Origin of the sequence: Amycolatopsis sp. VS8301801F10, assembly GCF_046195355.1 — a bacterium.
Lineage (GTDB): Bacteria > Actinomycetota > Actinomycetes > Mycobacteriales > Pseudonocardiaceae > Amycolatopsis.
This window is the reverse complement of sequence record NZ_CP176065.1, coordinates 2,980,438-3,005,129: the sequence shown is the minus strand read 5'-3', so window position 1 is coordinate 3,005,129 and position 24,692 is coordinate 2,980,438. Positions and strand designations below refer to the sequence as shown.

Annotated in this window: 26 protein-coding genes; 11 read left to right on the top strand and 15 right to left on the bottom strand. The window is 70.2% G+C overall.

The window, feature by feature from the left end:
- Position 1 precedes the first annotated feature (1 nt).
- Complete coding sequence (locus F9C11_RS14495; RefSeq protein ID WP_409185382.1) at positions 2-1,486, bottom strand: flavin-containing monooxygenase; 1,485 nt, start codon at positions 1,484-1,486, stop codon at positions 2-4.
- An 80-nt stretch (positions 1,487-1,566) separates the two neighbouring features.
- Between F9C11_RS14495 and F9C11_RS14490 the strand changes: the two genes are divergently transcribed.
- Positions 1,567-2,208: a TetR/AcrR family transcriptional regulator gene (locus F9C11_RS14490; RefSeq protein ID WP_409185381.1), complete on the top strand. Its 642-nt coding sequence runs from the start codon at positions 1,567-1,569 to the stop codon at positions 2,206-2,208.
- On the opposite strand, the gene F9C11_RS14485 is transcribed toward F9C11_RS14490, so the two are convergent.
- The 6 genes from F9C11_RS14485 to F9C11_RS14460 all read right to left on the bottom strand — a co-directional run bounded on the left by F9C11_RS14485 (position 2,195) and on the right by F9C11_RS14460 (position 7,281).
- Positions 2,195-3,052, bottom strand: a complete 858-nt coding sequence (locus F9C11_RS14485; RefSeq protein WP_409185380.1) for a sigma factor — start codon at positions 3,050-3,052, stop codon at positions 2,195-2,197. The genes F9C11_RS14490 and F9C11_RS14485 overlap by 14 nt on opposite strands.
- A gap of 11 nt (positions 3,053-3,063) precedes the next feature.
- Positions 3,064-3,894: an FAD-dependent oxidoreductase gene (locus F9C11_RS14480; RefSeq protein WP_409185379.1), complete on the bottom strand. Its 831-nt coding sequence runs from the start codon at positions 3,892-3,894 to the stop codon at positions 3,064-3,066.
- A gap of 29 nt (positions 3,895-3,923) precedes the next feature.
- Complete coding sequence (locus tag F9C11_RS14475) at positions 3,924-4,103, bottom strand: hypothetical protein (RefSeq protein ID WP_409185378.1); 180 nt, start codon at positions 4,101-4,103, stop codon at positions 3,924-3,926.
- Positions 4,104-4,167: 64 nt separating this feature from the next.
- Positions 4,168-4,629 (bottom strand): GNAT family N-acetyltransferase, encoded by a 462-nt coding sequence (locus tag F9C11_RS14470; RefSeq protein WP_409185377.1) that lies wholly within the window; start codon positions 4,627-4,629, stop codon positions 4,168-4,170.
- 99 nt (positions 4,630-4,728) lie between these two features.
- Complete coding sequence (locus F9C11_RS14465) at positions 4,729-6,309, bottom strand: ABC-F family ATP-binding cassette domain-containing protein (RefSeq protein WP_409185376.1); 1,581 nt, start codon at positions 6,307-6,309, stop codon at positions 4,729-4,731.
- Between the two features lie 159 nt (positions 6,310-6,468).
- Positions 6,469-7,281 carry a helix-turn-helix transcriptional regulator gene (locus tag F9C11_RS14460; RefSeq protein WP_409185375.1) on the bottom strand — a complete coding sequence of 271 codons (813 nt, stop codon included), beginning with the start codon at positions 7,279-7,281 and terminating at the stop codon, positions 6,469-6,471.
- A gap of 84 nt (positions 7,282-7,365) precedes the next feature.
- On the opposite strand from F9C11_RS14460, the gene F9C11_RS14455 reads away from it, so the two are divergent.
- Complete coding sequence (locus F9C11_RS14455) at positions 7,366-8,694, top strand: MFS transporter (RefSeq protein ID WP_409185374.1); 1,329 nt, start codon at positions 7,366-7,368, stop codon at positions 8,692-8,694.
- On the opposite strand, the gene F9C11_RS14450 is transcribed toward F9C11_RS14455, so the two are convergent.
- Both F9C11_RS14450 and F9C11_RS14445 read right to left on the bottom strand, forming a co-directional pair.
- The gene (locus tag F9C11_RS14450) at positions 8,648-9,331 is read right to left on the bottom strand and encodes a class I SAM-dependent methyltransferase (protein WP_409185373.1); all 684 of its coding nucleotides are present in this window, start codon (positions 9,329-9,331) and stop codon (positions 8,648-8,650) included. The two genes, F9C11_RS14455 and F9C11_RS14450, sit on opposite strands and share 47 nt — an antisense overlap.
- Before the next feature lie 40 nt (positions 9,332-9,371).
- Positions 9,372-9,935 carry a class I SAM-dependent methyltransferase gene (locus F9C11_RS14445; RefSeq protein WP_409185372.1) on the bottom strand — a complete coding sequence of 188 codons (564 nt, stop codon included), beginning with the start codon at positions 9,933-9,935 and terminating at the stop codon, positions 9,372-9,374.
- A gap of 86 nt (positions 9,936-10,021) precedes the next feature.
- Here F9C11_RS14445 and F9C11_RS14440 point away from each other — a divergent pair, with 86 nt between their 5' ends.
- A complete protein-coding gene (locus tag F9C11_RS14440) occupies positions 10,022-10,600 on the top strand; it encodes an XRE family transcriptional regulator (RefSeq protein WP_409185371.1) in 579 nt (192 codons plus the stop codon).
- On the opposite strand, the gene F9C11_RS14435 is transcribed toward F9C11_RS14440, so the two are convergent.
- The gene (locus F9C11_RS14435; protein ID WP_409185370.1) at positions 10,590-11,555 is read right to left on the bottom strand and encodes a sigma-70 family RNA polymerase sigma factor; all 966 of its coding nucleotides are present in this window, start codon (positions 11,553-11,555) and stop codon (positions 10,590-10,592) included. The genes F9C11_RS14440 and F9C11_RS14435 overlap by 11 nt on opposite strands.
- Before the next feature lie 62 nt (positions 11,556-11,617).
- On the opposite strand from F9C11_RS14435, the gene F9C11_RS14430 reads away from it, so the two are divergent.
- The 4 genes from F9C11_RS14430 to F9C11_RS14415 all read left to right on the top strand — a co-directional run bounded on the left by F9C11_RS14430 (position 11,618) and on the right by F9C11_RS14415 (position 14,942).
- Positions 11,618-12,229 (top strand): maleylpyruvate isomerase family mycothiol-dependent enzyme, encoded by a 612-nt coding sequence (locus F9C11_RS14430; protein WP_409185369.1) that lies wholly within the window; start codon positions 11,618-11,620, stop codon positions 12,227-12,229.
- Positions 12,230-12,298: 69 nt separating this feature from the next.
- Entirely contained in the window at positions 12,299-13,456 is a 1,158-nt protein-coding gene (gene trpB / locus F9C11_RS14425; RefSeq protein ID WP_409185368.1) for a tryptophan synthase subunit beta, read from the top strand.
- Positions 13,453-14,166: a tryptophan synthase subunit alpha gene (trpA, locus tag F9C11_RS14420; RefSeq protein WP_409185367.1), complete on the top strand. Its 714-nt coding sequence runs from the start codon at positions 13,453-13,455 to the stop codon at positions 14,164-14,166. The genes trpB and trpA overlap by 4 nt, the downstream gene beginning before the upstream one ends.
- A 41-nt stretch (positions 14,167-14,207) precedes the next feature.
- On the top strand, positions 14,208-14,942 hold the full coding sequence (locus F9C11_RS14415; RefSeq protein WP_409185366.1) for a GntR family transcriptional regulator: 735 nt from the start codon (positions 14,208-14,210) through the stop codon (positions 14,940-14,942).
- Here F9C11_RS14415 and F9C11_RS14410 read toward each other — a convergent pair.
- Positions 14,916-16,469, bottom strand: coding sequence for a PucR family transcriptional regulator (locus tag F9C11_RS14410; RefSeq protein ID WP_409185365.1), 1,554 nt, complete (start codon positions 16,467-16,469; stop codon positions 14,916-14,918). The two genes, F9C11_RS14415 and F9C11_RS14410, sit on opposite strands and share 27 nt — an antisense overlap.
- A gap of 122 nt (positions 16,470-16,591) precedes the next feature.
- Between F9C11_RS14410 and F9C11_RS14405 the strand changes: the two genes are divergently transcribed.
- From F9C11_RS14405 to F9C11_RS14395, 3 genes are all read left to right on the top strand, one after another.
- A complete protein-coding gene (locus F9C11_RS14405; RefSeq protein WP_409185364.1) occupies positions 16,592-18,094 on the top strand; it encodes a CoA-acylating methylmalonate-semialdehyde dehydrogenase in 1,503 nt (500 codons plus the stop codon).
- Between the two features lie 13 nt (positions 18,095-18,107).
- Positions 18,108-19,463 carry an aspartate aminotransferase family protein gene (locus F9C11_RS14400; protein WP_409185363.1) on the top strand — a complete coding sequence of 452 codons (1,356 nt, stop codon included), beginning with the start codon at positions 18,108-18,110 and terminating at the stop codon, positions 19,461-19,463.
- Between the two features lie 101 nt (positions 19,464-19,564).
- Positions 19,565-20,164 (top strand): MarR family winged helix-turn-helix transcriptional regulator, encoded by a 600-nt coding sequence (locus F9C11_RS14395; protein ID WP_409185362.1) that lies wholly within the window; start codon positions 19,565-19,567, stop codon positions 20,162-20,164.
- A gap of 103 nt (positions 20,165-20,267) precedes the next feature.
- Here F9C11_RS14395 and F9C11_RS14390 read toward each other — a convergent pair whose 3' ends face one another.
- The 4 genes from F9C11_RS14390 to F9C11_RS14375 all read right to left on the bottom strand — a co-directional run bounded on the left by F9C11_RS14390 (position 20,268) and on the right by F9C11_RS14375 (position 24,283).
- Entirely contained in the window at positions 20,268-21,734 is a 1,467-nt protein-coding gene (locus tag F9C11_RS14390; RefSeq protein ID WP_409185361.1) for a catalase, read from the bottom strand.
- Entirely contained in the window at positions 21,731-22,153 is a 423-nt protein-coding gene (locus F9C11_RS14385) for a Fur family transcriptional regulator (protein WP_409185360.1), read from the bottom strand. The genes F9C11_RS14390 and F9C11_RS14385 overlap by 4 nt, the downstream gene beginning before the upstream one ends.
- Before the next feature lie 288 nt (positions 22,154-22,441).
- Positions 22,442-23,107, bottom strand: a complete 666-nt coding sequence (locus F9C11_RS14380; RefSeq protein WP_409185359.1) for a response regulator — start codon at positions 23,105-23,107, stop codon at positions 22,442-22,444.
- The gene (locus F9C11_RS14375) at positions 23,108-24,283 is read right to left on the bottom strand and encodes a sensor histidine kinase (RefSeq protein WP_409185358.1); all 1,176 of its coding nucleotides are present in this window, start codon (positions 24,281-24,283) and stop codon (positions 23,108-23,110) included. It abuts the gene before it with no gap.
- Positions 24,284-24,457: 174 nt separating this feature from the next.
- Between F9C11_RS14375 and F9C11_RS14370 the strand changes: the two genes are divergently transcribed.
- The gene (locus F9C11_RS14370) at positions 24,458-24,688 is read left to right on the top strand and encodes a hypothetical protein (protein ID WP_409185357.1); all 231 of its coding nucleotides are present in this window, start codon (positions 24,458-24,460) and stop codon (positions 24,686-24,688) included.
- Positions 24,689-24,692: the final 4 nt, after the last annotated feature.

The window sequence follows — 24,692 nt, the reverse complement described above, 5'->3', positions numbered from 1 at the left end:
CTCACCCGGATTCGGCGAAGCGGTAATCCTCCAGCGGGAACCGCACGGCCTCCCGGTGCGCGCTGATCGTCGACGTCGGGCGCAGCAGGGTCGCCTCGCCGTGCTGGTTGAAGTAGTAGCTGTTGGCGGTCGCGCACTGACCGAGCGCGAACACCGAGTGCCCGACCTTGTGTTTCATCCGCTCGAGGAACTCGTCGTTCGCCCGCTGGGTCACCTCGAACACGTCCGAACCGCGGGCGCGCATCCCGGTGAACAGCCGGTCGATGTGCTTCATCTGGCATTCGATGGTCGTGAAGTACGACAGCCCGCTGTAGGAATACGGGCTGTTGAGCGAAACCAGGTTCGGGAACCCGGGCACGGTCACGCCCTCGTACGCCTGGAACCGGTTGTCCCGCCACCACTTCCCGAGGTTCCTGCCGTCCCGGCCGATGATCTCGATCGCCGGGAAGTTCGTGTCCCACAGGTTGAAGCCGGTGGCCAGCACGAGCGTGTCGATCTCGGTGCGCTTGCCGTCCGCGGTGACGATCCCGGTCTCGTCGATCCGTTCGATGCTGGTGGTTTCCAGATGCACGTGCCGACGGGTGAAGGCCGGGAAGTAGTCGTTGGAGAAGGTCGGCCGCTTGCAGCCGAACGAGTAGTCCGGCGTCAGCTTGCGGCGCAGCTCCGGGTCGCGGACCTGGCGGTGCAGATGCGCGCGGCACCAGCGTTCGGCGATCCGGTTGGCGCCGCGGAACTGCCGGTACTGCACGACGCCGGAGATCATCATCAGCTCCAGGATCGAACTGCCCGCCAGCCGCACCGCGCGCTGCGCCAGCGGCAGCTTCGCGAACGCCTGCTGCAGCGGCTTCGGCACGGCGTAGTCCGGCTTCGGGCTGACCCAGATCGGCGTGCGCTGGTAGACGGTCAGTTCCGCGGCGACCTTGGCGATCTCCGGGATGAGCTGGACGGCCGTCGCGCCGGTGCCGATCACCGCGGCGCGTTTGCCGGCGAGGTCGTAGCTGTCGTCCCACTGGGTGGTGTGGATGACCTTGCCGGCGAACTTCTCGATGCCCTCGATGTCCGGCATCTTCGGCTGCGACAGGAACCCGGTGGCGGTGAGCAGGTACTTCGCGGTGACCGTCTCGCCGCCTTCGATGCTGACCCGCCAGCCGGAGCCGTCCCAGGTCGCGCCGGTCACCACGGTGCCGAATCGCATCGAGGCGCGCAGGCCGTACTTGTCGGCGACGTGCTCGGCGTACTTCTTCAGCTCCGCGCCCGGCGCGAACAGCCGAGACCAGTACGGATTGGGTTCGAACGAGTAGGAGTAGGTGGACGACGGGATGTCGACGGCCAGCCCCGGGTACCGGTTCACGTGCCAGGTCCCGCCGAGGTCGTCCTCGCGGTCGAGAATCAGCAGGTCGCGGTAGCCGAGGCGGCGCAGCTGGATGGCCGCTCCCATGCCGCCGAAGCCGGCGCCGACGATGACTGCGTCGTAGGGGGAGTCCATGTCCGACCTCTCGTCCGGAACTACTTGTCAGTAACGGAACCGTATGTCACTTCGCCGGGCTTGGCAATACACTGCAGTGCGTGACAGCCCAGGAGAGCCCCCGCACCACGCGCGCCGAGCGCAAGAAGCAGGAACTGCGCCGCGAGATCATCGACGCGGCGTTCGACTGCTTCGCCGACCTCGGCTACCACGCCACCGGCATCTCCGACATCGCCACCAAGCTCGGCATCGGGCACGGCACCTTCTACCGCTACTTCCAGAACAAGCGCGACATCGTCGACCACGTCATCGACGATCTGGTCGCCCGCATCGTCACCGCGCTCACCGCGGAGAACGCGCCGGACGCGGTGTCCACTTTGGACGCCTACCGCGAGCAGACCGCCCGGATCGGCGACGCGCTGGCGCAGATCTTCGGCGAGGACCCGCGCGTCCCGCGGCTGCTGCTCTTCGAAGCCGCCGGCATCGACAAAGCGATGGCGGCGCGGGTGCTCGACTTCTTCGAGCTGGCCACCGAGCTGACCGCGGCGTACCTCTCGCACGGCGTGGAACTCGGGTACCTGCGCGCGGATCTCGACATCGAGAACAGCGCGCGAGCGATCAACGGGATGATCCTGGCGTCGGCGATCGCCTCGCTGCGCAACCCGGATCCCGCCGAACAACGCTGGCTGAGCGAGGCCGTGCGGCGGATGATGTACGACGGGATCGCGGCTAGCCGAGAGTGACCGCGGCCAGCTTGTCGGGATTGCGCACGAAACACAGCGTCGACACGCCCGCTTCGCCCGCACGCACGGTCGCGGTCATCGTCACCGCACCCTCCCGCAGGAAAACCGCGCCGGCTCCGCCGTTGATGACCGCGGGGACGATTGCCACTTCCTCCATAGTGGATATTCCGATGAGGAACTGCGCGATCCGGTCCGGGCCGAACAACGGCTTGCGCGCGGCGAGAACCTTGCCGCCGCCGTCGGAGTACAGGACCGCGTCCGGGGCCAGCAGCGCGGCGACTCTCCCGATCTCGCCGGACAACACCGCGTCGGCCAGCTTCGCCAGCGCCTGGGCGTCATGATTCCCCTGATCTGGCAAGGAATCGCCGATCGCCGAGGTCACCGCCCGTTGCGCGCGCGAGACGAGCTGGCGGGCCGCGGCGGGCGTCGTCTCCAGCACCTCGGCGACCGACGGGTAGTCGACGTCGAGCACCTTGCGCAGGACATACGCGGCTGCCTGCTCCGGGGTCAACGTACTCAGCACGAAGTCGAGCGCCTGGCCCAGACCGTCGCGATGCAGCACCTCCCACTCGGGCGAATCCCCCGCGACGACCGGATCCGGCAGCCAGGGGCCGGGGTAGTGCTCGCGCCGGCGCCGCTGCGCGCGGACCGCATTGAGCGCCAGCCGTGACACCATCACGGACAGAAACGCGTGCGGCTTGCGGACCGTCGCGAGGTCCACCCGGGACCAGGCTTCCCACGCGTCCTGCACGACGTCCTCCGCGTCGTGACGAGAACCAGTGATGTGAAACGCGGCGGCGAGCATCGTCGACCGGTGCGCGGTGAAGACGGCACCATGCTCCATGCTGGCCAACTCTAGGCGCCGGCCGGCCACGAGTAGCGGCCCGCGCGCTCCCGCTCCTGGGTCAGCCAGCGCACGCTCATCCTGCAGATCGTCTCCTTCACCAGCCCGCCGGCGCGCCCGTCGATCGCGATTGCCCGCTCGGTGTCGTCCGGGTGCAGAAACTGGACGCGCCCGCGTCCGCTGCCGAGGTCCGTGCACTGGAGCACGTAGCCCATCCCGAACGCTTCCCCGGGCTTCCCTTGCCGACGCGCGGTGATGACGTCGGCGGCGTGCGCGCCCATCGGCAACGCGGTCGCGCACGCGGCGCGGAGGTAACTGGGCGACTCGAGGTGCACGGCGTCGCCCGCGCCGAGGATGTTCGGATGGCCGGAGACGGTGAGCCGCTCGTCCACCAGCAACCGGCCGAACTCGTCGACCGGCAGCCCCGAATCGGCGGCGAGACCCGGCACGGTGAACCCCGTGGTGTCCACGACGAGCCCGTCGAGCTCGGCTGGATCGACGCGTCGGCCGAGCTCGATCTCGACCCCTTGTTTGGCGAGAAACCGCAGGTGCGCTCGAATCGCGCGGCGGTTCGGGGCGGTGGAGACCAGCTTGACCGCGCGTCCGGCTTCACGGAGCGCACCGGCCAGCTCGACCCCGGTCAGGCCCGCGCCGACGATGGTGACCGGAGCGTCCGGCGCCTCGGCGAGGGCGGCGCGGAGCCGTTCGGCCTCCGGCTCGGAGACGACCCGATAGCCGCGGTTTTCGTTGCTGGCCCCGGATCCGACGGCGTAGACGAGGGTGTCGTAGGGCAGGTTCTCCCCGGAGGCCAGCTGGATCTGGTCGTCGCCGATCTTGGTCACCGCACTGGGGACGACCTCGACGGCCGGATTCAGGACGGTTTCCAGGTCGAGCCGGGCGTTTTCCCGAAGCCGGTCGCGACGCGGTGCAGCCGAATCCGCTCGACAAACCACGGATTCGGGGTGACCAGCACTACCTCCTCGCCGCGTCCGGCCAGCCGGTTCGCGGCCATGACCCCGGCGTATCCCGCGCCGAGCACTGTCGTCGTCATGCTGTCCTCCTCCGCTTTCGGGTGTTCAGCGGATGGACACCGGCCGGGGGAAATCTGTGACAGCTCAGATCTGGCGAGTGAGGTAGGTGCTGTTCGGGTCGTCTCGGTAGCTGCCGAACGGTGCGCACGGGGTGAAGCCCGCTCGCGTGTACAGGGCGCGGGCCGGGGCGAAGAACTCCATGCTGCCGGTCTCCAGGGAGATTCGTTCGATGCCGCGGTTTTTGGCGTCCTGGAGCAGGTGGTCCAGGAGCGTGCGGGCGATGCCTTCCCCACGTCGGGCGGGATCGGTGCGCATGCTTTTCAACTCCTCGTGCCGTGGTTCCAGCGCTGCCAAGGCTGCGGTGCCGACGATGTGCTCACCGTCCTGGACGGTCCAGAGCCGGACGTCCGGACGCTGGAGTGCGGCCAAGTCGAGGGCGTGGCGGCTCTCCGGCGGTGCGGTTGGGGCTAGGTCGTCCAGGTGAGCTTGCAGGAAGGCTCGCAGTCGCGGGTTCGCGAAGTCGGCGCGGTCGATCAGCAGCGGCATGTCCCCCAGTCTGCCGTGCTGATGCGGGGTCCGGCGGTACCCAGGTCCGTGAGGGGAACCCTGAGGGAATCAGCTTCCCTCAGGGTGGCCCTCACGGGCCTACAGCGACAACCTCGGCCAGGACGCCGTGTCGCGCAACAACTGCCGGTCGTGAGTGGCCACCACCACCGCGGCCGGGGTCGTCTGCAGGGCAGCGGTCAGCTCGTCGACCAGCGTCGCGGACAGGTGGTTGGTCGGCTCGTCCAGCAGGAGCACCTGCGGCCGGGCGGCCAGGACCAGTGCCAGATCCAGCCGCCGCCGAGCGCCGGTGGACAGCTCGCCGATCGGGCGGTGCCGGTCGTAGCCGCTGAGCAAGCCGAGGTCAGCCGAGCCCGGGAACCGTTGCTCCAGCAGTTCGGTCGCGGTGCGCCGGGCGGGCAGGTCGGATTCTTGGCCCAGCCACCCGATCCGCACCGATCGGGCGCGCGTGACCGTGCCCGAGGTCGGCTCCAGCGCCCCGGCGAGCACGGTCAGCAAGGTCGATTTCCCCGCGCCGTTCCGGCCGGTGACGACGAGCCGGTCCGCGCCGCCGAGGGTCAGGTCGACCGGCTGGTCCAGCCGTCCGGCGACACTCACCCCAGCGGCCCGCAGCGCGACAGTTCCTTGGTGCCGCGGCAATTCCGGCATGACGAACTTCGCTGGCGGCGGCGGAACAGCCACCACGTGCGCGTTCAACTCCTCCTGCCGCCGGTGTACGGCGCGGACCAACCCGGGCGCACGGGTCGCGCGGGTGTGCTTGCCGTGGCCCTTTTCCGGACGCCAGTTGTCGCGCAACCGGTTCTGTGCGGCGGAAAGGTCGTCCGCCAACCGCTGGCGTTCGGCCAGTTGCTCGGCGTGCAGTGCCTCCCAGCGGGCCCGTTCGGCTTGCCGGGCCTCGACGTACGCCGAGTAGCCACCTCCGTAGCCGCGCGGGCGGCCGTCGCTCGACGGGTCGAGGTCCAGCACAAACGTGGCGACGTCGGCGAGCAACGCGCGGTCGTGGCTCACCAGCACGACCACGCCCGGGTACGCACGCAGCCGCTCGGTGAGGTGTGCGAGACCGGAGGCGTCGAGGTGGTTGGTCGGCTCGTCCAGCAGCAGCACGGAATGGCCCGCGCCGAGCAGGCAAGCCAGCCGGACGCGATGCCGCTGCCCGACCGACAGCGTCCCCAGCGGACGGGTTCGGTCGTCGACCGCGTTCAGCGCGGCGAGCGACACCTCGACCCGCCGGTCCGCGTCCCAGGCGTCGAGGGCTTCGGCGTCCGCGAGCGCGGCGGCGAAGGCGTCGTCCGCGCCGGGTTGTTCTTCGGCGAGCGCGGTGGTCGCAGCTTCCAACTTGGCCAGCGCGGTGCGTACGGCGGTCAGTTCGAGATCGATCAGATCACCAACGGTTTCCTTTCCTCCCAACGGAATCTGCTGGTCGGCGACGCCGATCGTGCCCGCCCGGCGGACCTCGCCGCGGTCGGCAGGCTGGGTTCCGGCGAGCACGCGCAACAGGGTGGTCTTGCCGCGCCCGTTCTCGCCGACGACGGCGATCCGGTCGCCGGCCGCCGCGACCAGATCGACCCCGGCGAGCACCGGACGGCCGCCGAAGGCGACGTGAACGTCGGACAGCCGGACGTGCGCCGCGCGAACGCGCGCGGGCGAAAGCGAAGATGTCATGAGGGAATGCCTCCGAGGAAAAGTGACAGCAGCAAAGGACGAGGGCCGGTGCCGCGAACGCGCGCGGTACCGGTGGAGGCGGTGATCCCTCAGAGGTAGAGCTGGTGCTGTATCACGATCGACAGGATAGGCGCCCGCGAGAAGGCGCGCATCCGCATTTCACGCCGTCAGCAACGGGAGCTTCGAGGCGGTGTCGGGATCGGCGGGCAAGCAGGTGAACAGCTTCCGGCCACTGTCGTCCATTGTGGACAGTTTCACGTAATCGAAGGCGAGGACGCCCGCCCTCGGATGGTTGAACACGCGCCGGTTCCCGGTGAACGGCGCGACGTCGTGGGCGGCCCACCACTCCCCGAACTCCGGGCTGGCCTCGCGCAGCGTCCGGACCAGCTCGGCCGCACGCGCGTCCTCGGCCCGGTTCGCGGCGTCGGCCCGGTACTGCGCGAGGAGATTCCGGGCCTGTCCGGGCCAATCGACCAGCAGCGTGCGAATCCGCGGCACGGCGAACACCAGCCACAGCAGGTTCCGTTCGGCGTCGGGCAGCAGCGCCGGATCGCCGATCAGCGCGGCCTCGGCCCGGTTCCACGCCACGAAGTCCCAATGCGCGTCCAGCACGTAGGCCGGGTTGGGGTCCAGCGCGTCGACCATGCCCCGCAACATCCGCGGAGAGGACTCCGGCGGGCGGTCCGGCGGTTCCTCGGCGAGTGCGAAGAGATGCTGCCGTTCCGTCTCGGAAAGCCGCAGTTCCCGGGCCAGGCTCGCGAGCACCTGCCTGCTGACGGTGATGTCCCGCGCCTGTTCGAGCCACGTGTACCAGGTGACGCTGACCCCGGCCAGCTGCGCGAGTTCCTCCCGGCGCAGGCCCGGCGCGCGACGGCGCGGCCCCGCCGGAAGACCGACCTCGGCCGGGGTGAGCCGGTCGCGCCGCGAACGCAGGAAGTCCGCGAGAGCGCGTCGGCGCGACGCTGACGACATGCGTTCCTCTCCGGTCCGGGTAGTGGCGATACCAGCATATTCGCCCGCTACCTCCGCGTCCGGCCCGCTGCCGACGATCAAGCCATGCCCCCCGTTTCCTGGCGCTCGCTCGCGATCCTGCTCATTGGCGTTTTCATGGCGGTGCTGGACACGTTCATCGTGTTCGTCGCCGCCCCCGCCATCCGCTCCGACCTCGGCGCCTCGCCGGCCGAACTCCAACTCCTGCTCGCCGGTTACCAGCTCGCGTACGCCGTGGCACTCATCACGTTCGCCCGGCTCGGCGACCTCCGCGGCCGGAAACCGGTGTTCCTGGCCGGGCTGCTGCTGTTCACCGGGGCGTCCGCCGCGTGCGCCGCCGCCCCGGGAGCGGGATGGCTGGTCGCCGCGCGCTTCGTCCAGGGCCTCGGTGCCGCGGCGATGTTCCCGCAGGTGCTCGCGATGATTCACGTCGTCGTGCCCGGCCCGCAGCGGCCGAGGGCGTTCGCCGTGCTGGGCGCGGTCCTCGGACTGTCCGGCGTCACCGGCCAGCTGCTGGGCGGGGTTCTCGTGACCGCGAACCTCTTCGGCAGCCCGTGGCGGGCGATCTTCTGGGTCAACGTCCCGATCGGACTGCTCACCCTCGTTCTCGCCGCCCGCTTCTTGCCGCGAACCCGGCCGGACGGCACCGCGCGACTCGACCTTCGCGGCACCGCCGTGCTGACCGTCGCCCTCGCCCTGCTCGTCCTGCCGCTCGTCACCGGACGGGAAGCGGGCTGGCCGCTGTGGTCCTGGTGCAGCCTCGCCGGCGGTGCCGTCGCGCTCGGGATCTTCGCCGCCGTCGAACGCCGGGTCGCCGCCCCGCTGGTGCGCCCGGGACTGCTGCGGCAGCGCGGATTCAGTCTCGGCATGGGTCTGGTGTTGCTCACCTACGCCGGGATCAATTCGTTCTTCCTGGTGCTTTCCCTTGCCCTGCAAGACGGTCTCGGCCTCAGCCCGCTCGACGCCGCGCTGACCTACCTGCCGTTCGCCGCCGCCTTCCTCGCGATGAGCCTGTTCGGCGGCCGAGTGCCCCGCGCGCCGCTCACCGGCGCGGTGACCGCTGGACTCGGCTATGCCGTCCTGATCGCGCTGTCGGCTCACTTCTGGTCCTTCGTCCCCGCGCTAGCGCTCATCGGCGCAGGTCAAGGTCTTCTCGTCCCGCCGCTTCTGAACCACGTCCTCGCCGCCGTCCCCCGCGAGGACGCCGGGATGGCTTCCGGCGTCCTCGCGACCGGTCAGCAAATCGGCGGAGCACTGGGAGTCGCGGTGATCGGCGCGGTCTACTACTCCGCGCTGCCGGGTTCACCGCTGCACGCACTCGCGCTGGCCTGCGGCGGGATTCTGGCTCTCACCGGCGGTGCGATAGTGGTTCTTCGCCTGCTGCCGCGCCGATGAACGCGCGAACCGCCAGCACGATCGGGAGCGGAGTCCCGGTCTCGCCGAACCGGTCCAGAGTCAGCCCGGCGTCGAGGAAGGCGTTCAGCAAATCCGGCAACGGCCAGTGCCTCGCGCCGACTTTGTCGCGAATCCCCTGGTCGGTCCACGACTCCTTGGTCCAGTGCCCGTCGAGATAGCCCGGCCGGACCACCACCGCCGCCGGGTCGCCGCGGTCGGCGAACCCTCCGCAAAAGCACGGGTGGACCCCGACATGCACGAACACTCCGCCCGGCCGCAGCACCCGCGCTACTTCGCGCAGCACGGCGAAATACTCCGGCATGTCGGTGTGCACCAGCACCGAGACGACCGCGTCTACACTGCGGTCCCGAACCGGCAACCGTGCGGCGTCGGCCCGCGCGATCGGCAGCCGGGCGCTGGCGTGCCGCAGCATCCCGCCGGACAGGTCGACGCCGAGCGGGGTCCAGCCCAGCTCCCGCACCAGGTCAGCGTGCACCCCGGTGCCGCAACCGATCTCCAGGCACACGCCGCTGCCGGTGCCGAGAAGGTCTCGCAGCGCCTCCGTCCCGAGATGCACCGGCTGGGCGCGGAGGAACTCTTGCTCGTACCAGTCCGCGATTTCGTCGTAGGCCGCCATCACGCCATTGCACCGCCGGGCCACGACGCGTCGCCATTGATTACGCGTTGGGCGAAGAAACCTTGCGAGCACAGAGAATCGTGTCGTGCAATTCCCCGCCCGGCACCTTCCGCGTCCGGTTCTCGGCGACCGTGATCTCCCACTGCCCTGGGTCGAGGCCGACGTCGTGCACGGTGATCCTCGACTCCGGCGGATGCTGCTCCCCGTGGTGATGCCCGACCACCAGCAGCGTCCCGCCCGGTGCGACCCACTCCGCCAGCCGCTCGAACAACGGGCCCGCGGCGTGCACGTAATGCGTGGTGACCAGGTCGAACTGCCCAGCCGGGGTCCAGTTCAGCAGGTCCGCGCAGATCCACTCGACCTCGCTGGACCGTTCGCGCGCCCGCCGCAGCACTTCCTCCGACAGGTCGACCGCTGTCACCCGCCAGCCGTGTTCGGCGAGCCAGCTCGCCTCGGCGCCTTCCCCGCAGCCCGCGTCCAGCGCGCGTCCGGGCGGGAGTTTTCCGGCCTGCTCGACCAGCTGCGGATGCGGTCCCAGCCGCGCGTGTCCGGTGGCGGCGGCCCAGTGTTCGTCCCAATAGGACTGATCGAATGCGTGCGGCACAACGGTTCCTTTCCTCGTCCCGTTCCACCTTGCGAGCCCGCCGGCACAACTGGCAAGCAACCTTGCCAATCTGTCAAACTCGGGGAATGGACGACGACCGTGCCCTGGACGCAGTCGGCCCCCGGTTGCGCGAGCTGCGCCGGAAGCGGGAGATCACGCTCGCCGAACTGTCCGCGCGGACCGGCATCGCGGCCAGCACCCTGTCCCGGCTCGAGTCCGGCAACCGGCGGCCCACCCTGGAACAGCTGCTGCCGCTGGCCCGCGCGCACGGCGTGACCCTCGACGAGCTGGTCGACGCACCGCAGACCGGCGATCCGCGTATCCACCTTCGCCCGATCAGCTGCGCCGACGGCGTGACGATCCTGCCGTTGACACGCCGCCCGGGCGGAATCCAGGCGTACAAATTCATCCTGCCCGGAGAACGGAAACCGCGGGAACCCGATCCCAGAACGCACGAGGGCTACGAGTGGGCTTATGTCCTCAATGGACAGTTACGGCTGGTGCTCGGCGAGAACGAGCTGACGCTTTCCCCCGGCGAGGCCGCGGAATTCGACACCCGGGTACCGCACTGGTTCGGCGCGGCGTCGGCGGAACCGGTCGAATACCTGTGCCTGATCGGCCGGCAAGGACAGCGCGCGCACGTGCGCGCCGCGCCTAAGGCGTGACCGAGGCGGGCAGCCCGAAGGCCGGGAAGTACTCCGCGCCGAGGAAGGACGTGAGATCGCAGATCCGGTCCTCGCGCAGGGTCAGGACGGTGATGGACCACGCTTCGTGCGGCACCGTCGCCGAACCGCCGAGATAGAACGCCACCGCGGGCTGAGCGTTCGCGCTGAGCAACTGGAACCGCCAGCTCGGGCAGCGCTTCATCGGGACTTCGAAAGCGAATTCCACCACCGCGGACCGGCCGCGATACCAATGCGGCAGCGGTGGCATCGACCACGTGACGTCCTCGGTCAGCAGCTCGACCAGTCCGTCGACATCGCCTTCGGCGAGAGCGGTCGCGAAACCGCTCACCAGTTCCTGGAGGCGGCCGTCGCCGAGGGTGCGCAGCGTCTGCTGCTGAGTGCGGGCGGGCACGTGGGCCGAGATGGTCCGGCGGGCGCGGGCCAAGGCGGAGTTCACTGAGGTCACTGACGTTTCCATCATCGTGGCGATCTCGGCGGCGGAGAAGCCGAGGACGTCGAACAGCAGCAGCGCCGCCCGCTGGTTGCCCGGCAGGTGGCGGCAGGCGGCGACGAAAGCGAGTTCGACCGCCTCGCGTTGTTCGTAGCTGGCCGCGGGGTAATCCGGGTACGGGCTGAGCCAGGCCACGTCGGTGCGCGGGGCCGAGTCGAGCACCACCTGGTCGCTCGACGGGCCGAGGTCGACCGGCAGCGCCCGGCGGCCGCGCTGCTCGATCAGGTCCAGGCAGGTGCGCGTGGCGACCGTGTACAGCCAGGTGCGCAGCGCGCTGCGGCCCTCGAACCCCGGCAACCCGCGCCACGCTCGCAGCAGCGCCTCTTGCACGGCGTCGTCGGCGTCGTGCATCGAGCCCAGCATCCGGTAACAGTGCGCACGCAATTCCGCACGCAACGGGGCCACCGCCCGGGTGAACGCGGCTGCCGAAGAAAATTCCCGCACGACCGACGATTCTGCCGCATCCAGCCGGTCTCACCTGGCAACGACTACCGAGGAGACCTGGAATGACCTGGCCGCAGATCCACACCGAACGCGCCGCGCTGGCCGACGACCTCGCGCGGCTGTCCGCCGCCCAATGGGACACGCCGTCCCTGTGCGAGGGACTCTCCGTCCGCGAGGTGCTGGCCCACGTCACCGCGGGAGCGTCGCTGACGCCGGCGCGCTGGATGGCGGGCGTGCTGCGCTGCCGTTTCGACTTCGACCGGCAGGTCGCGATGCGGCTGGCCGAGCAGCTCGGCGACAGTCCGGCCGACACGCTGGCCCGCTTCCGCCGGGTCGTGACCAGCACGACCAAACCGCCGCTGCCGGTCGTGGCGATGCTCGGCGAAACCGTCGTGCACGGCGAGGACATCCGCCGTCCGCTCGGGATCCGCCGCGAGTACCCGATCGGCACGCTCACCGCCGTGGCCCGCTACTACCTCGGTTCCGACCTCGTGGTGCTCGCCAAAGGACGCGTCCAAGGCCTGCGCCTCGCGGCCACCGACAGTGACTTTTCCGGCGGCTCGGGACCACTCGTGTCCGGCCCGACGCTCGCGCTGATCATGGCGATGACCGGCCGTTCCCGGTTCCTCGACGACCTGGACGGCGACGGCGTCGAGGTGCTGCGGCAGCGCTGACGGGCTTGCGCCCGCTCGGCAAGAGTTCTATAACAGTGGAGACAGTTATAGAACTCTAAGGAGCTGCCCATGCGCACCCCGACCCAAGAAGGACGCTTCGGGGAGTACGGCGGGCGCTGGGTGCCGGAATCCCTGGTGCCCGCCTGCCTCGAAGTCGCCGACGCGTTCGAGAAGGCCTGGGCCGACCCCGGCTTCCGCGAGCAGCTCCAGATGATGCTCGCCCGGCACGTCGGCCGGCCCACGCCGGTGACGCCCGCCGAGCGGTTGTCCGCGGAACTCGGCGTGCGCGTCGCGCTCAAGCGGGAGGATCTCACGCACACCGGCTCGCACAAGATCAACAACGCGGTCGGCCAGGCGCTGCTCGCGAAGCGGATGGGCAAGCGGCGGCTGATCGCCGAGACCGGGGCCGGGATGCACGGCGTCGCGACGGCCACCGCGGGCGCGCTGCTCGACCTGCCGGTCACGGTGTTCATGGGCGAACAGGACGTCGAACGCCAGTCGCACAACGTGTTCCGCATGCGCTACCTCGGTGCGGAGGTCGTCCCGGTCCGCACCGGCAGCCGCACGCTCAAGGACGCGACCAGCGAAGCGATGCGGCACTGGGTCAGCTCGACCGAAGAGGCGCACTACTGCCTCGGCTCGGTCGTCGGACCGCATCCGTATCCGTGGCTGGTGCGGGAATTCCAGCGCGTGATCGGCGAGGAAGCCCGCGAGCAGCACGAAACCGTGCCGGATTTCGTCGTCGCGTGCGTCGGCGGCGGATCCAACGCGGCGGGCACCTTCGCCGGATTCGCCGACACCAGCGCGCGGCTGGTCGGGGTGGAAGCGATCGGCGGGTCGGGCGCGACGTTCGGCCAGGCCGGAGTGCTGCACGGCTCGCGGTCGCTGTTCCTGCAGGACGAGCACGGGCAAATCCGCGAAGCCCACTCGATCGCGGCTGGGCTCGATTACCCCGGCGTCGGCCCGGAACACGCACAGCTGCGTGATCTCGGCCGGGCCCGGTACGTCGCGGTGAACGATGAAGCCGCGCTCGCCGCGGCCGCGCAATTGGCTCGCACCGAAGGAATCATCCCGGCGCTGGAATCCGCGCACGCGCTCGCCTGGGTAGCCGAAGCCGCTGGCACGCCGGATCTTCCGGCGGGTTCGACGGTTCTGCTCACCCTGTCCGGCCGCGGCGACAAGGACATCGCCACGCTCATCGCCCGCTCCGAGGAGTCCCGCGCATGAAAACCGACCGCAAAATCCTGATGCCGTATCTCACCGGCGGGGTCAATCCACAGTGGACCGACCATCTCCCGGCGCTGGTCGAAGCGGGGGCGGACGCGATCGAAGTCGGCATCCCGTTCTCCGACCCGACGCTGGACGGCGTGACCATCCAAGAAGCGTCCAATGTCGCGCTCGCCAACGGAACGACACCGCGAAGTGTCCTCAAGGCACTTAACGAGACCACAGTGGACGTTCCGGTCATCGTGAGCACCTACGCCAACCTGGCTGTCCGCAAGGGGTTCTGCACCGAGTTGAAAGATGCCGGAGCCGACGGCCTGATCGTGCCGGACCTTCCGCTGGAAGAGGCACCCGCGCTCGAGGAGGAAATAGACCTGGCGCTGCTGGTCTCCCCCGCGACCCCAGCCGACCGCGCACAGGATATCGCCGCGCGGAGCCGAGGTTTCGTCTACGCCGTCTCGTCGATGAGCACCACCGGCGAACGCGACCACCTGCCCGCCTCCGCGATCGAGCTGGCCACCCGGCTGAAGAACACCACCGACCTGCCGATCCTGATCGGCTTCGGCATCTCGCAGCCCGCGCACGCCGCCGAGGCCGCGAGCGTGGCCGACGGCGTGATCGTGGGCGCGGCGATCATGCGCCGGGTGCTCGACGGCGCCGGTCCGGCGGAGGTCGGCGAGTACGTCGCGACCCTGCGCGCCGCGCTGGACTAGAATCCGCTGGTCCCCGCAGAACTGGACCAGAACGGACGCGCATGGCCCGATACCGAGCGATCGCCGCGGATCTCGCCGCGAAGATCCGCGCCGGGGAGTACGCGCCCGGCGAGGCCCTGCCTCCGCAGCGGGAACTCAGCGCGTCCTACGGCGTCACGCTCATGACGCTCCGGCAGGCGCTGCGCGAACTCAGCGACGAAGCCCTGATCGTGCAACAACCCGGCCGCGGCACCTTCGTCGCGCCGACGCCGGCCTCGTACCAGCTGGGCTCTTTGCGCAGCTTCACCGAGGACCTGCGCGATCAGGGTTACGTCGTGCGCACCGAGGTCGTCAGCCAGTCGGTCCGGCGGTTGCCGACCCGGGTCGCGGCGCGGCTGCAGGCCCGCGCGACGGAATCCGGCCTGCGACTGGAGCGCGTGCGCGAATTCGGCGGCCGCCGGGCGATCCACCAGGTGTCGTGGGTCGCGCCGCCGCACGGAGAACGCTTGCGCGACACCGATTTCACCACGGTATCGCTCTACACTGCACTGTCCGAATTGGACGTAGTGGTGGACCGGGCCGCCGAAACCATCCGCCCGGACGTCCTCGACGACAAGCTCGCCCGTCTGCTCGACGAACCGGTCGACACCCCGGTGCTGGTCAGCGAGCGCACCACGAGCACCCCGGACGGCACTATCGTCGTCATCGACCGCGCGACCATTCTCGGCAGCATGATGCACATCAGCACCGAACGCGCCGCCGACCGGCTGTCACTGCGCTGGGGAGCCGGGAGCTGACTCCCGGTGCCCGTGCGCCAAAACGGCTAGGTGCAACGAAAGCCGAGTGTCCGGATTGGACAGGTCGACACCCAGCACCCGCTCAATAGTCGCCAACCGCGAATACGCCGCCGGACGACTGAGGTTCAACGCTTTCGCGAACTCCGTCATCGAGTACCCCGACTCGACATACGCCCGCAGCGTCGCGAACGCCCGGCTGGCCCGCGGTTCCGGCAACGTCAGCAACGGCCGCAACTGCGCCTCGGTGAACTCGTGCAGCCGCGGATGTTCCCGCAACCACCACAACAACCCGCGCACCCCCAAGTCGCGAGCCCGCCGAAGTCCCGGCGCACCAGGCGATTCGACGTCCGCGACGTGCACCGCCTCCTGCAGCGCCGCCGGCAGCTCGCCGAGCCGACGCACCGGACCAGCCGCCCCGAACGCCGCCGCCAGTCCGTCCGGAACCCCGGCGACCACCCGCTCCAGCAACGCTTTCTCCGCCGTCGGCGAGGAACACGGGAACACCGCCGCCACCCGGCCTTCCGCCAGCACGCCGCCGATCCCGTCGCTGGTCAGCACCGCATCCAGCAGCGCCCGCTCCAGCCCGGCCCGAGCCGGACGGCAGACCAGCACCGCGTAGTACGCCGCCTGCGCCAGCCCCAGCGCCCGGGCCCGCGCGCGGACCGAACCCTCGTCCGCGCCGTGCAACAGGTCGCGCAGCAAATCTCCCTGCGCCTCGATTTCCACCGACAGCGGCGAGCGTTCCAGCAACTTCCCGACGGTCAACGCCTCCGCCGCGCGTTCGAGCACCAGCCACGCCGAGGGCTGCTCCGCCGACCGCGCGGGCACGACCAGCCGGCCCCAGCGTTCGCGCGGCGGCCCGACCGGCGTGCACATCCAGCTTTCCGGACCGCCGACCTCGGTCGTCGCGGAAAACGGCACCCGCCGGGAGCGGGCAGGCCAATCGCGCAGCAATGCTTCCGCCGAACCGACACCGGCGAACGCGAGCGCCCGGTGCGTCCGGTCCTCCAGCACCACGGGCAACCCGATCAAGTCCGCTGCGTGCGCGAGGACCGCGTCCGGCGCCTGCGAAGCCGAGCCGACCGTGCTGAACGCCTCGTGCGCGCGTTCGGCCAGCCGCAACCGCTCGTAGTGCGCGTTGACGATCCGGGCGTGCACGATCTCGGTCACCTCGATGAAGCGGACCGTGCTGCGCAGCTCCACCAGCGGAAACCGCGCGGCGCGAGCGGCCTGCACCAGCGCGTCCGGCAACGACTTCAGATGCTGCCCCGGCTCCACGACCAGCCCGATCGCCCCGGCGTCCCGCAGCGACCGGACGTAGGCCACCGCGTCGAAGCCCGGTTCGGTGCACGCGCGCCCGATCGAGAGCACCAGAACGTCGCTGGTCAGCGTCCCCGCGACGTCGCTCAGCTCGCTGACGTGCACCGAGCGCACCGGCACGTCGACCGCGTCCGCCGCCGAGCGCACCACCGGCGCCCCGGCGGCCATCACCGGCAGTTCGAGGACGTCGCGGAGGGTCAGGTGCACGCCGTCAGGATAACCCGACGAACTGTAAAGCCAGCCCCCGGCAAACCGACGGTTCGTCGGTTACCCGCGACCCGTCCGGGAGGGACCCTCAGAGGGCGAAGACCAGGAAGAAAGGTGGCTCGATGAGCGATTCCGTGCCGACGCTGTCCCAGTGGATCGCCGGCGGCGAGACAGCAGGCTCGCCGGACGGATACGGGGACGTCACGAACCCGGCGACCGGGAAGGTCACCGCGCGCGTGCCGCTCGGCTCGGCCGCGGACGCGCGGGCCGCGATCGCCGCCGCGAAGGCCGCGTTCCCCGCTTGGCGCAAGACCTCCCTGGCGAAGCGCAGCCGGGTGCTGTTCCGGTTCCGCGAACTGCTCGACGCGCGCTCCGACGAACTCGCGCGGATCATCACCGCCGAGCACGGCAAGGTGCTGTCCGACGCGGCCGGCGAGGTCGCGCGCGGCCTGGAGGTCGTCGAGTTCGCCTGCGGGATCCCGCAGCTGCTCAAGGGCGCGGCGACGGCCAACGCGTCGACCGACATCGACGTCACGTCGCTTCGCGAACCGCTTGGCCCGGTCGCGATCATCTCGCCGTTCAACTTCCCCGCCATGGTCCCGATGTGGTTCTTCCCGATCGCGATCGCGGCCGGGAACACCGTGGTGCTGAAGCCGTCCGAGAAGGTGCCGACCGCGGCGAACTGGCTCGCTGAGCTGTGGCGCGAAGCCGGTCTGCCCGAAGGCGTGTTCAACGTGTTGCATGGCAACAAAACCGCCGTCGACGCGTTGCTGCACAGCCCGGACATCGAAGCGGTCTCGTTCGTCGGCTCCACCCCGATCGCAAAGTACGTCTACGAGACCGGCACCGCGAACGGCAAGCGCGTCCAGGCGCTCGGCGGCGCGAAGAACCACCTGGTGGTGCTGCCCGACGCCGACCTCGACCTCGTCGCCGACCAGGCGGTCAGCGCTGGTTTCGGGTCTGCGGGCGAACGCTGCATGGCGGTGTCGGTGGTGGTCGCGGTGGGCGACGTCGCCGATGCTCTGGTGCCGCGGATCGCCGACCGGGCGAAGACCCTGGTGACCGGCGACGGCACCCGCGGCTGCGACATGGGCCCGCTGGTCACCGCGGCGGCGAAGGACCGGGTGTCCGGCTACATCGCCGCCGGGGCCGAGGCCGGCGCGACGCTGGTGCTCGACGGCCGGGAAGGCGAGTTCGACGCGGACGGCGAGGGATTCTTCGTCGGCCCCACCGTGTTCGACCACGTCCGCCCGGACATGCCGATCTACACCGACGAGATCTTCGGCCCGGTCCTCTCCGTGGTCCGGGTGGAGACGTTCGCCGACGCGATCGAGCTGATCAACGCCGGACCGTACGGCAACGGCGCGGCGATCTTCACCAACGACGGCGGCGCGGCCCGCCGGTTCTCCGCCGACGTCGAGGCGGGCATGGTCGGCGTGAACGTGCCGGTGCCGGTCCCGGTGGCCTACCACTCGTTCGGCGGCCGGAAGAACTCGCTGTTCGGCGACACCCACGCGCACGGCGGCGAAGGCGTGCACTTCTTCACCCGCGCCAAGGTCGTCACCACCCGCTGGCCGGGCGCCGGACAGGGCGGACTCGACCTCGGCTTTCCGCAGAACGTCTGAGAAGGGATCTGCGATGGACACTCAGTCGGCAGCAGCCCGGCACCTGTGGATGCACTTCTCCCGCATGGGGAATTACCCGGAGACCCCGGTCCCGGTGATCACCCGCGGCGAGGGCGTGCACGTTTGGGACGACCGCGGCCGCAAGATTCTCGACGGTCTGGCCGGGCTTTTCGTCGTGCAGGCCGGACACGGCCGCCGCGAACTCGTGGAAGTGGCCGCGCAGCAGGCGAACGAGCTGGCGTACTTCCCGATTTGGGGCTATGCCACGAAACCCGCGGCGGAACTGGCCGAACGGCTCGCGCATCTCGCGCCGGGCGACCTCAACCGCGTCTTCTTCACCACCGGCGGCGGCGAGGCCGTCGAGTCCGCGTGGAAGGTCGCGAAGCAGTACTTCAAGCTGACCGGGAAACCCGGCAAGCACAAGGTGATCAGCCGCGCGGTGGCCTACCACGGCACCCCGCACGGCGCGCTCGCGATCACCGGCCTTCCCGCGATGAAGAAGGACTTCGAGCCGCTCGCGCCGGGCGGTTTCCGCGTGCCGAACACCAATCTGTACCGGCATCCGGAGTTCGCCGACGACCTCGAAGCGTTCGGCCGCTGGGCCGCGGACCGGATCGAGGAGGCGATCCTGTTCGAGGGCGCGGACACGGTCGCCGCGGTCGTGCTCGAACCGGTGCAGAACTCCGGCGGCTGCCTCACGCCGCCGCCCGGGTACTTCGAGCGGGTGCGGGAAATCTGCGACCGGCACGACGTGCTGCTGGTCGCCGACGAGGTGATCTGCGCCTTCGGCAGGCACGGCGCGACGTTCGCCAGCGAGAAATTCGGCCTCCAGCCGGACCTGCTGACCTGCGCCAAGGGACTCAGCTCCGGATACAGCCCGATCGCCGCGCTGATCGCGTCGGACCGGGTAATGGAGCCGTTCCTCGGCGCGGGAGTCGGCTTCCCGCACGGCTACACCTTCGGCGGGCACCCGGTGTCGGCGGCGGTCGCGCTCGCGAACCTCGACCTGATGGAACGCGAGGGCCTCAACCAGCGCGTGCTGGACAACCAGGACGCGTTCCGCTCGACGCTGAACAAGCTGCTGGACCTGCCGATCGTCGGCGACGTCCGCGGCGACGGCTACTTCTGGGCCGTCGAACTGGTCAAGGACAAGGCGACCCGCGAGACGTTCAACGCCGACGAGCGGGAACGCCTCGTCCGCGGCTTCCTGCCGGGCGCGCTGTTCGACCGCGGCCTCTACTGCCGTCCGGACGACCGGGGCGACGTGGTCGTCCAGTTCGCGCCGCCGCTCATCGCGGGGCGGGCGGAGTTCGACGAGATCGAACAGATCCTGCGGGACGCGCTGCTCGAGGCGCAGAAACTCGTCTGAGCCACCTGGCGAGGGAGAAGGCCGGGGCCGGTGGGTCCCGGCCTTCTTCCGTGCCGTCGCTTATCATGGTGCCGAGGAGTCCTAACCGTGAGGCGGCGCGCATGCCCGAGCACGAACCAGGCCTCGACCGGCGGCTGGCCGACGCCATCGAACGGCTCGGGAACGGCCTGCGCTCGCTCTCCCAGCGCAGCTCCCGCACCCAGGGCCTTTCGCCGCTGCAGCAGCAGGCGGTGCTGTCCCTGGCGCGCCATCCCGCCCCGCGCCGGGAGGTGAACGCACTGGCCGCGGAGTTCGACGTCACCACGCCGACGATGTCCGACGCGATCAGCGCCCTGGAACGCAAAGGACTCCTCACCCGCTCGCCGGGTTCGGACGGACGCCGCCGCCTGCTCACCCTCACCGACCGCGGCTTCCAGGTCTCCGCCGAACTGTCGGCGTGGGACGCGCTGCTGGTGGGCTCGCTGGCCGCACTGCCGGAGCCGGACCGGGCCGCGACGCTGCACACCCTGTTGCGGGTGATCGCGGACCTGCAGCGCGCCGGAGCGATCAGCGTCGCCCGGGTGTGCACGACGTGCCGGTTCTTCGGACCCAACGAACATCCGGAGCCGGAGGCTCCGCACCACTGCCATCTGATGCGGAAACCCTTGGCGCTGAACGAATTGCGCACCGACTGCCCGGAACACGAGCAGGCGACGGCGTAACTCTTGCCGACCGTCCGTGAGGGGAACCCTGCGAGGGTGTTTCGAAACCTGGGTGGTTAGGCGGTGGGCTAGGCGGATTCCCCACACGGACGGCAAACCCCGGTTACAGCGCCCCGATCTCCTCGCACGCCTTCCGCACTCCCGCGCCGTACGCCGGGTCCGCCTTGGCGCAGTTCTCGATATGCCGTTCGACGGTCTCCTTGCGCGCGCCCTTGATCCCCCGCGCCGTGTTTTCGAAGAGGCGCTGCCGCGCGCCCTCGTCCATCAGCCGGAACAGGTTGCCCGGCTGTTCGTAGTAGTTGTCGTCGTCCTCGCGGTAGTCGAACCGGTCCGCGACCGCCCCGCCCGGTCCCGCGGGCTCGGCGTACTGCGGCTGTTCCGCCCACCGCCCGAAGGAGTTCGGCTGCACGCCCGGAACTCCGCCCTGGTTGCCGTCGACGCGCATCGCGCCGTCGCGGTGGTAGGTGTTGACCAGCGTCGCCCCGCGCGGGCAGTTGACCGGGATCTGGTGGTGGTTCACGCCGAGCCGGTAGCGGGTGGCGTCGCCGTAGGAGAACAGCCGTCCCTGCAACATCTTGTCCGGGCTGACCGAGATGCCCGGCACCAGGTTGGCCGGGGTGAACGCGGCCTGCTCGACGTCGGCGAAGTAGTTCTCCGGATTGCGGTTCAGCTCCAGCTCGCCGACCTCGACCAGCGGATAGTCCTTCTTGCTCCACACCTTCGTCAGGTCGAACGGGTGGAACCGGTAGGTCTCCGCGTCCGCCTCCGGCATGAGCTGCACATACAGCGTCCACTTAGGATAGTCGCCGCGCTCGATCGCCTCGTACAGGTCGCGCTGGTGCGATTCGCGGTCCTCGCCGATGAGCGCGTCCGCCTCCGCGTCGGTCAGGTTTTCGATGCCCTGCTGGGTGCGCAGGTGGAACTTCACCCAGTGCCGCTCGCCCACCGCGTTGAGGAAACTGAACGTGTGCGAGCCGAAACCGTGCATGTGCCGGTAGGTCTTCGGGATGCCGCGGTCGCTCATCACGATGGTGATCTGGTGCAGCGCCTCGGGAAGGCGCGTCCAGAACCCCCACTTGTTCTCCGCGTCGCGCAGGTTCGTCCGCGGATCGCGCTTCACCGCGTGGTTCAGGTCGGGGAACTTCAGCGGGTCCCGGTGGAAGAAGACCGGGGTGTTGTTGCCGACCAGGTCCCAGTTGCCCTGCGTGGTGTAGAAGCGCACGGCGAACCCGCGGATGTCGCGTTCGGCGTCCGCCGCGCCGCGTTCCCCGGCGACGGTGGAGAACCGCACGAACGTCTCGACCTCGTTGCCGACCTCGCTGAACAACGCGGCACTGGTGTAGCGGCTGATGTCGTGGGTGACGGTGAACTTGCCGAACGCGCCGGACCCCTTGGCGTGCATCCGCCGCTCCGGGATCACCTCGCGGTCGAAGTGCGCGAGCTTCTCCACCAGCCAGAGGTCCTGGAGCAGGACCGGACCGCGCGCACCCGCGGTGAGGCTGTTCTGGTTGTCGGTCACCGGCGCGCCGGCCGCGGTGGTCAACGGGTCGGTGTTGTCAGCGAAGGTCATTGCTCCTCTTTCGTCGGCGGTGCGGACAGACAGGACGGGCAGGCGCCCCAATACGTCACCTCGGCGGCGTCGATGCGGTAGCCGTTTTCCTCCGCGCGCGGGAGGTCGACGCGTTCGACGTCCGCCACCGCGCCGCACTCGCGGCACGCGACGTGGTCGTGGTCGTCGGTGCGCAGTTCGAACCGGGCGCGGGAGCCGGGCAGTTCGAGCCTGCGCACGAGCCCGGCCCCGACCAGCGCGGCCAGCACGTCGTAAACCGCTTGCGCGGAAACGGAACCGAGCTTCTCGCGCACCTCGTCGCGGATGTGCTCGAGCGCGGCGTGCGGCCGGTTCCGCAGCACCTCCAGCACCGCGATCCGCTGTTTGGTGACCCGCAGCGAAACCCCGCGGAGCGCGGCGACCGGATCTCCAGCCCGCACGACGGCTTCCTCCCCACCCCGACCCGGCTAGTTAGGACTCCTAGCGAGAGTGTGCCAGCCCGCCCGGTGCGAAACAAGGGGATTCCGGATCAATTCCAGAAAAAGCGCGCCAGCCGGAAAAAGGGACTTTGGCGTCAAGATGGTACCGGAGAGCGAAGGTGATTCACTGCGACAAACAGCGTAAATTACCGGAGGAATATTCCATCCGCCGCGGCAGTTTTCGCATTTCGTTGGCTAATCCTGCGGCGTTTCTGGATAACTGTGCCGAAGCCGTCCGCCGCTGAGGATTTATTCCTCGCTGTCGCGCACCACCAGCGCGATCTGCACCCGGTTCACCACGCCGAGCTTCGCGAACAAGCTGCTCGTATGCGCCTTCACCGTCGCCACGCTGATGTGCAGCCGCTCGCCCACCTCGGCGTTCGACAGCCCTTCCGCGATCGCCCGCGCGGTGTCGCGCTCGCGTTCGGTCAACGCGGCCAGCCGCGCCCGCGCCGCCTCCCGCGCGGCCCGGCGGGTCTCCGACGACCGCGGTCCCATCGCCGCGGTGATCAACCGGCTGGTCGCCGCCGGGGACAACGCGGGGTTCCCGGCGGCGACCGCGCGCACCGCGGCCAGGATGTCCGGCGGCGGGGTGTCCTTGAGCACGAACCCGAGAGCACCGGCCCGCAGCGCGCCGAGCACCATCTCGTCGGAGTCGAACGTGGTCAGCACCAGGATCCGCGGCGGGTCCGGCCAGCCGAGGATCGCCTCGGTGGCGCTCAGCCCGTCGCGGCCGGGCATCCGCACGTCCATCAGCACGACGTCCGGCCGCAGCCGGCGGACCTCGGCGATGGCGGCGTCGCCGTCCGCGGCCTCGCCGGCGACCTCCAGGTCGGCTTCGCCGTCGAGCATGAGCCGCAGCGACATCCGCACCAGCTGATCGTCGTCGACGAGCACGACCCGCACCCGGTCCACTCACTCGCTCCCTTCGCGGGCTGGCCACGGCAGCCACGCGGTCAGCACGAACCCGCCGTCCGGGTCCGCGTGCCGGTCCAGTTCACCACCGGCGAGCTCGACCCGCTCGGACAGCCCCAGCAACCCGAACCCGGCCGACGGCGGCGGCGCCTCGCCCCTGGCCGCGCCGGAGTCCCGCACCGTCACGCGCAGGCCCTCGCCCTCCCCACCCGCGACCGTGACCCGCACTTTCGCGCCCGGCGCGTGTTTCCCGGCGTTGGTCAGTCCTTCTTGGACGATCCGGTACACCGTGCGGGCAAGCAGATCCGGCGGCGTCCCGACGGACTCCGGGAGGTACTCGACGTCGACCCCCAGCGCCCGGGCGTCGGCGACCAGCGCGGGCAGATTCGCCAGCGACGGCTGCGGCGGCTCGAGCCCGCCCGGGCTGGCCCGCAGCACCCCGAGCACCTCCCGCAGCTCCTCCAGCGCCTGGTGCGCGCCGTCCGCGATCCCCCTGGCCAGCAGCGACACCTGCTCCGGCGGCAGATCGGTGCGATGCCCGAGCACCCCGGCCTGCATCGCGACCAGCGAAACCCGGTGCGCGAGGACGTCGTGCATCTCGCGCGCGATCCGGTGCCGCTCGACGATCCGCGCCTCGGCCGCCCGCGCGACCTGCTCGCGTTCCGCGCTCTCCGCCCGCTCTCGCAGCGACTGCAGCTCCTCGCGCCGCGCCCCGATCGCCGCCCCGATCGCCACGACGATGCCGGTGATCAGCACCACGAACGAGATGGACAGCCACCACGGGTCCGGGTCGCTGCCGCGCGGGTAAAGGCCTTCGGTGATCGCCGCGGTCGCGACGCAGGCGAGCCCGATGAACGTGGTCTCCAGCGGCCGCCGCCGGGTCGCGAGCGACCCGAGCACGAGCAGCGCGGCGCCCCCGGCGGACGCCGACACCGCCGAGGCGATCACCACCCCGGTCGCGATCGAGAGCGGATACTTCCGCCGCCACAGGGACGCGATCAGGCAGCCGAGCCCGAGGACCGGATCGCCGAAGAGCAGCCACTCGGTCCGCGCGTCCTCGAATCCCTCCGGCAGCTGGGAGGCGACCGCCAGCCAGGCGAACGCGCCGAGCAGCGCGGCCACGAGCAGCCGCCACCCCTGCTGCCACGGCTTGAGCTTGGCCGGCGAAACGAGCACCCGCCCATCTTCGCCGATCCGCCCCCGCCGTGCAGCCGCCCTCGGCACAGTCCGCGCCCTAGACCAAAGTCGTAATCCTCGACTTTGGTCGGTCCCGGTTCGCGCCGCAGGTCCGATGTGCTGGGGAGTTTGCGCCGCCACACTGAGTGCACCACGAGAACCCGAGGAGAGCAGATGAGCAAGGGCGGCTATTCAGCGGTGCAAATCGTCGGCATGGTGATCACCGTCGTATGCGCGCAGGCCGCGATCCGCAGTTTCTTCGACCACGAGGCGCGGCAATTGTGGGGTGCGTTCGCCTGGGTCCCCGGCGGATGGGGCGGACAACTGGTCGCGCTCCTGGTGCTGGTTTTCGTCGGAATGGCGATCACCAGTTGGGCCCACGACCGCGCCAAGACGAAGAGCTGAGCAC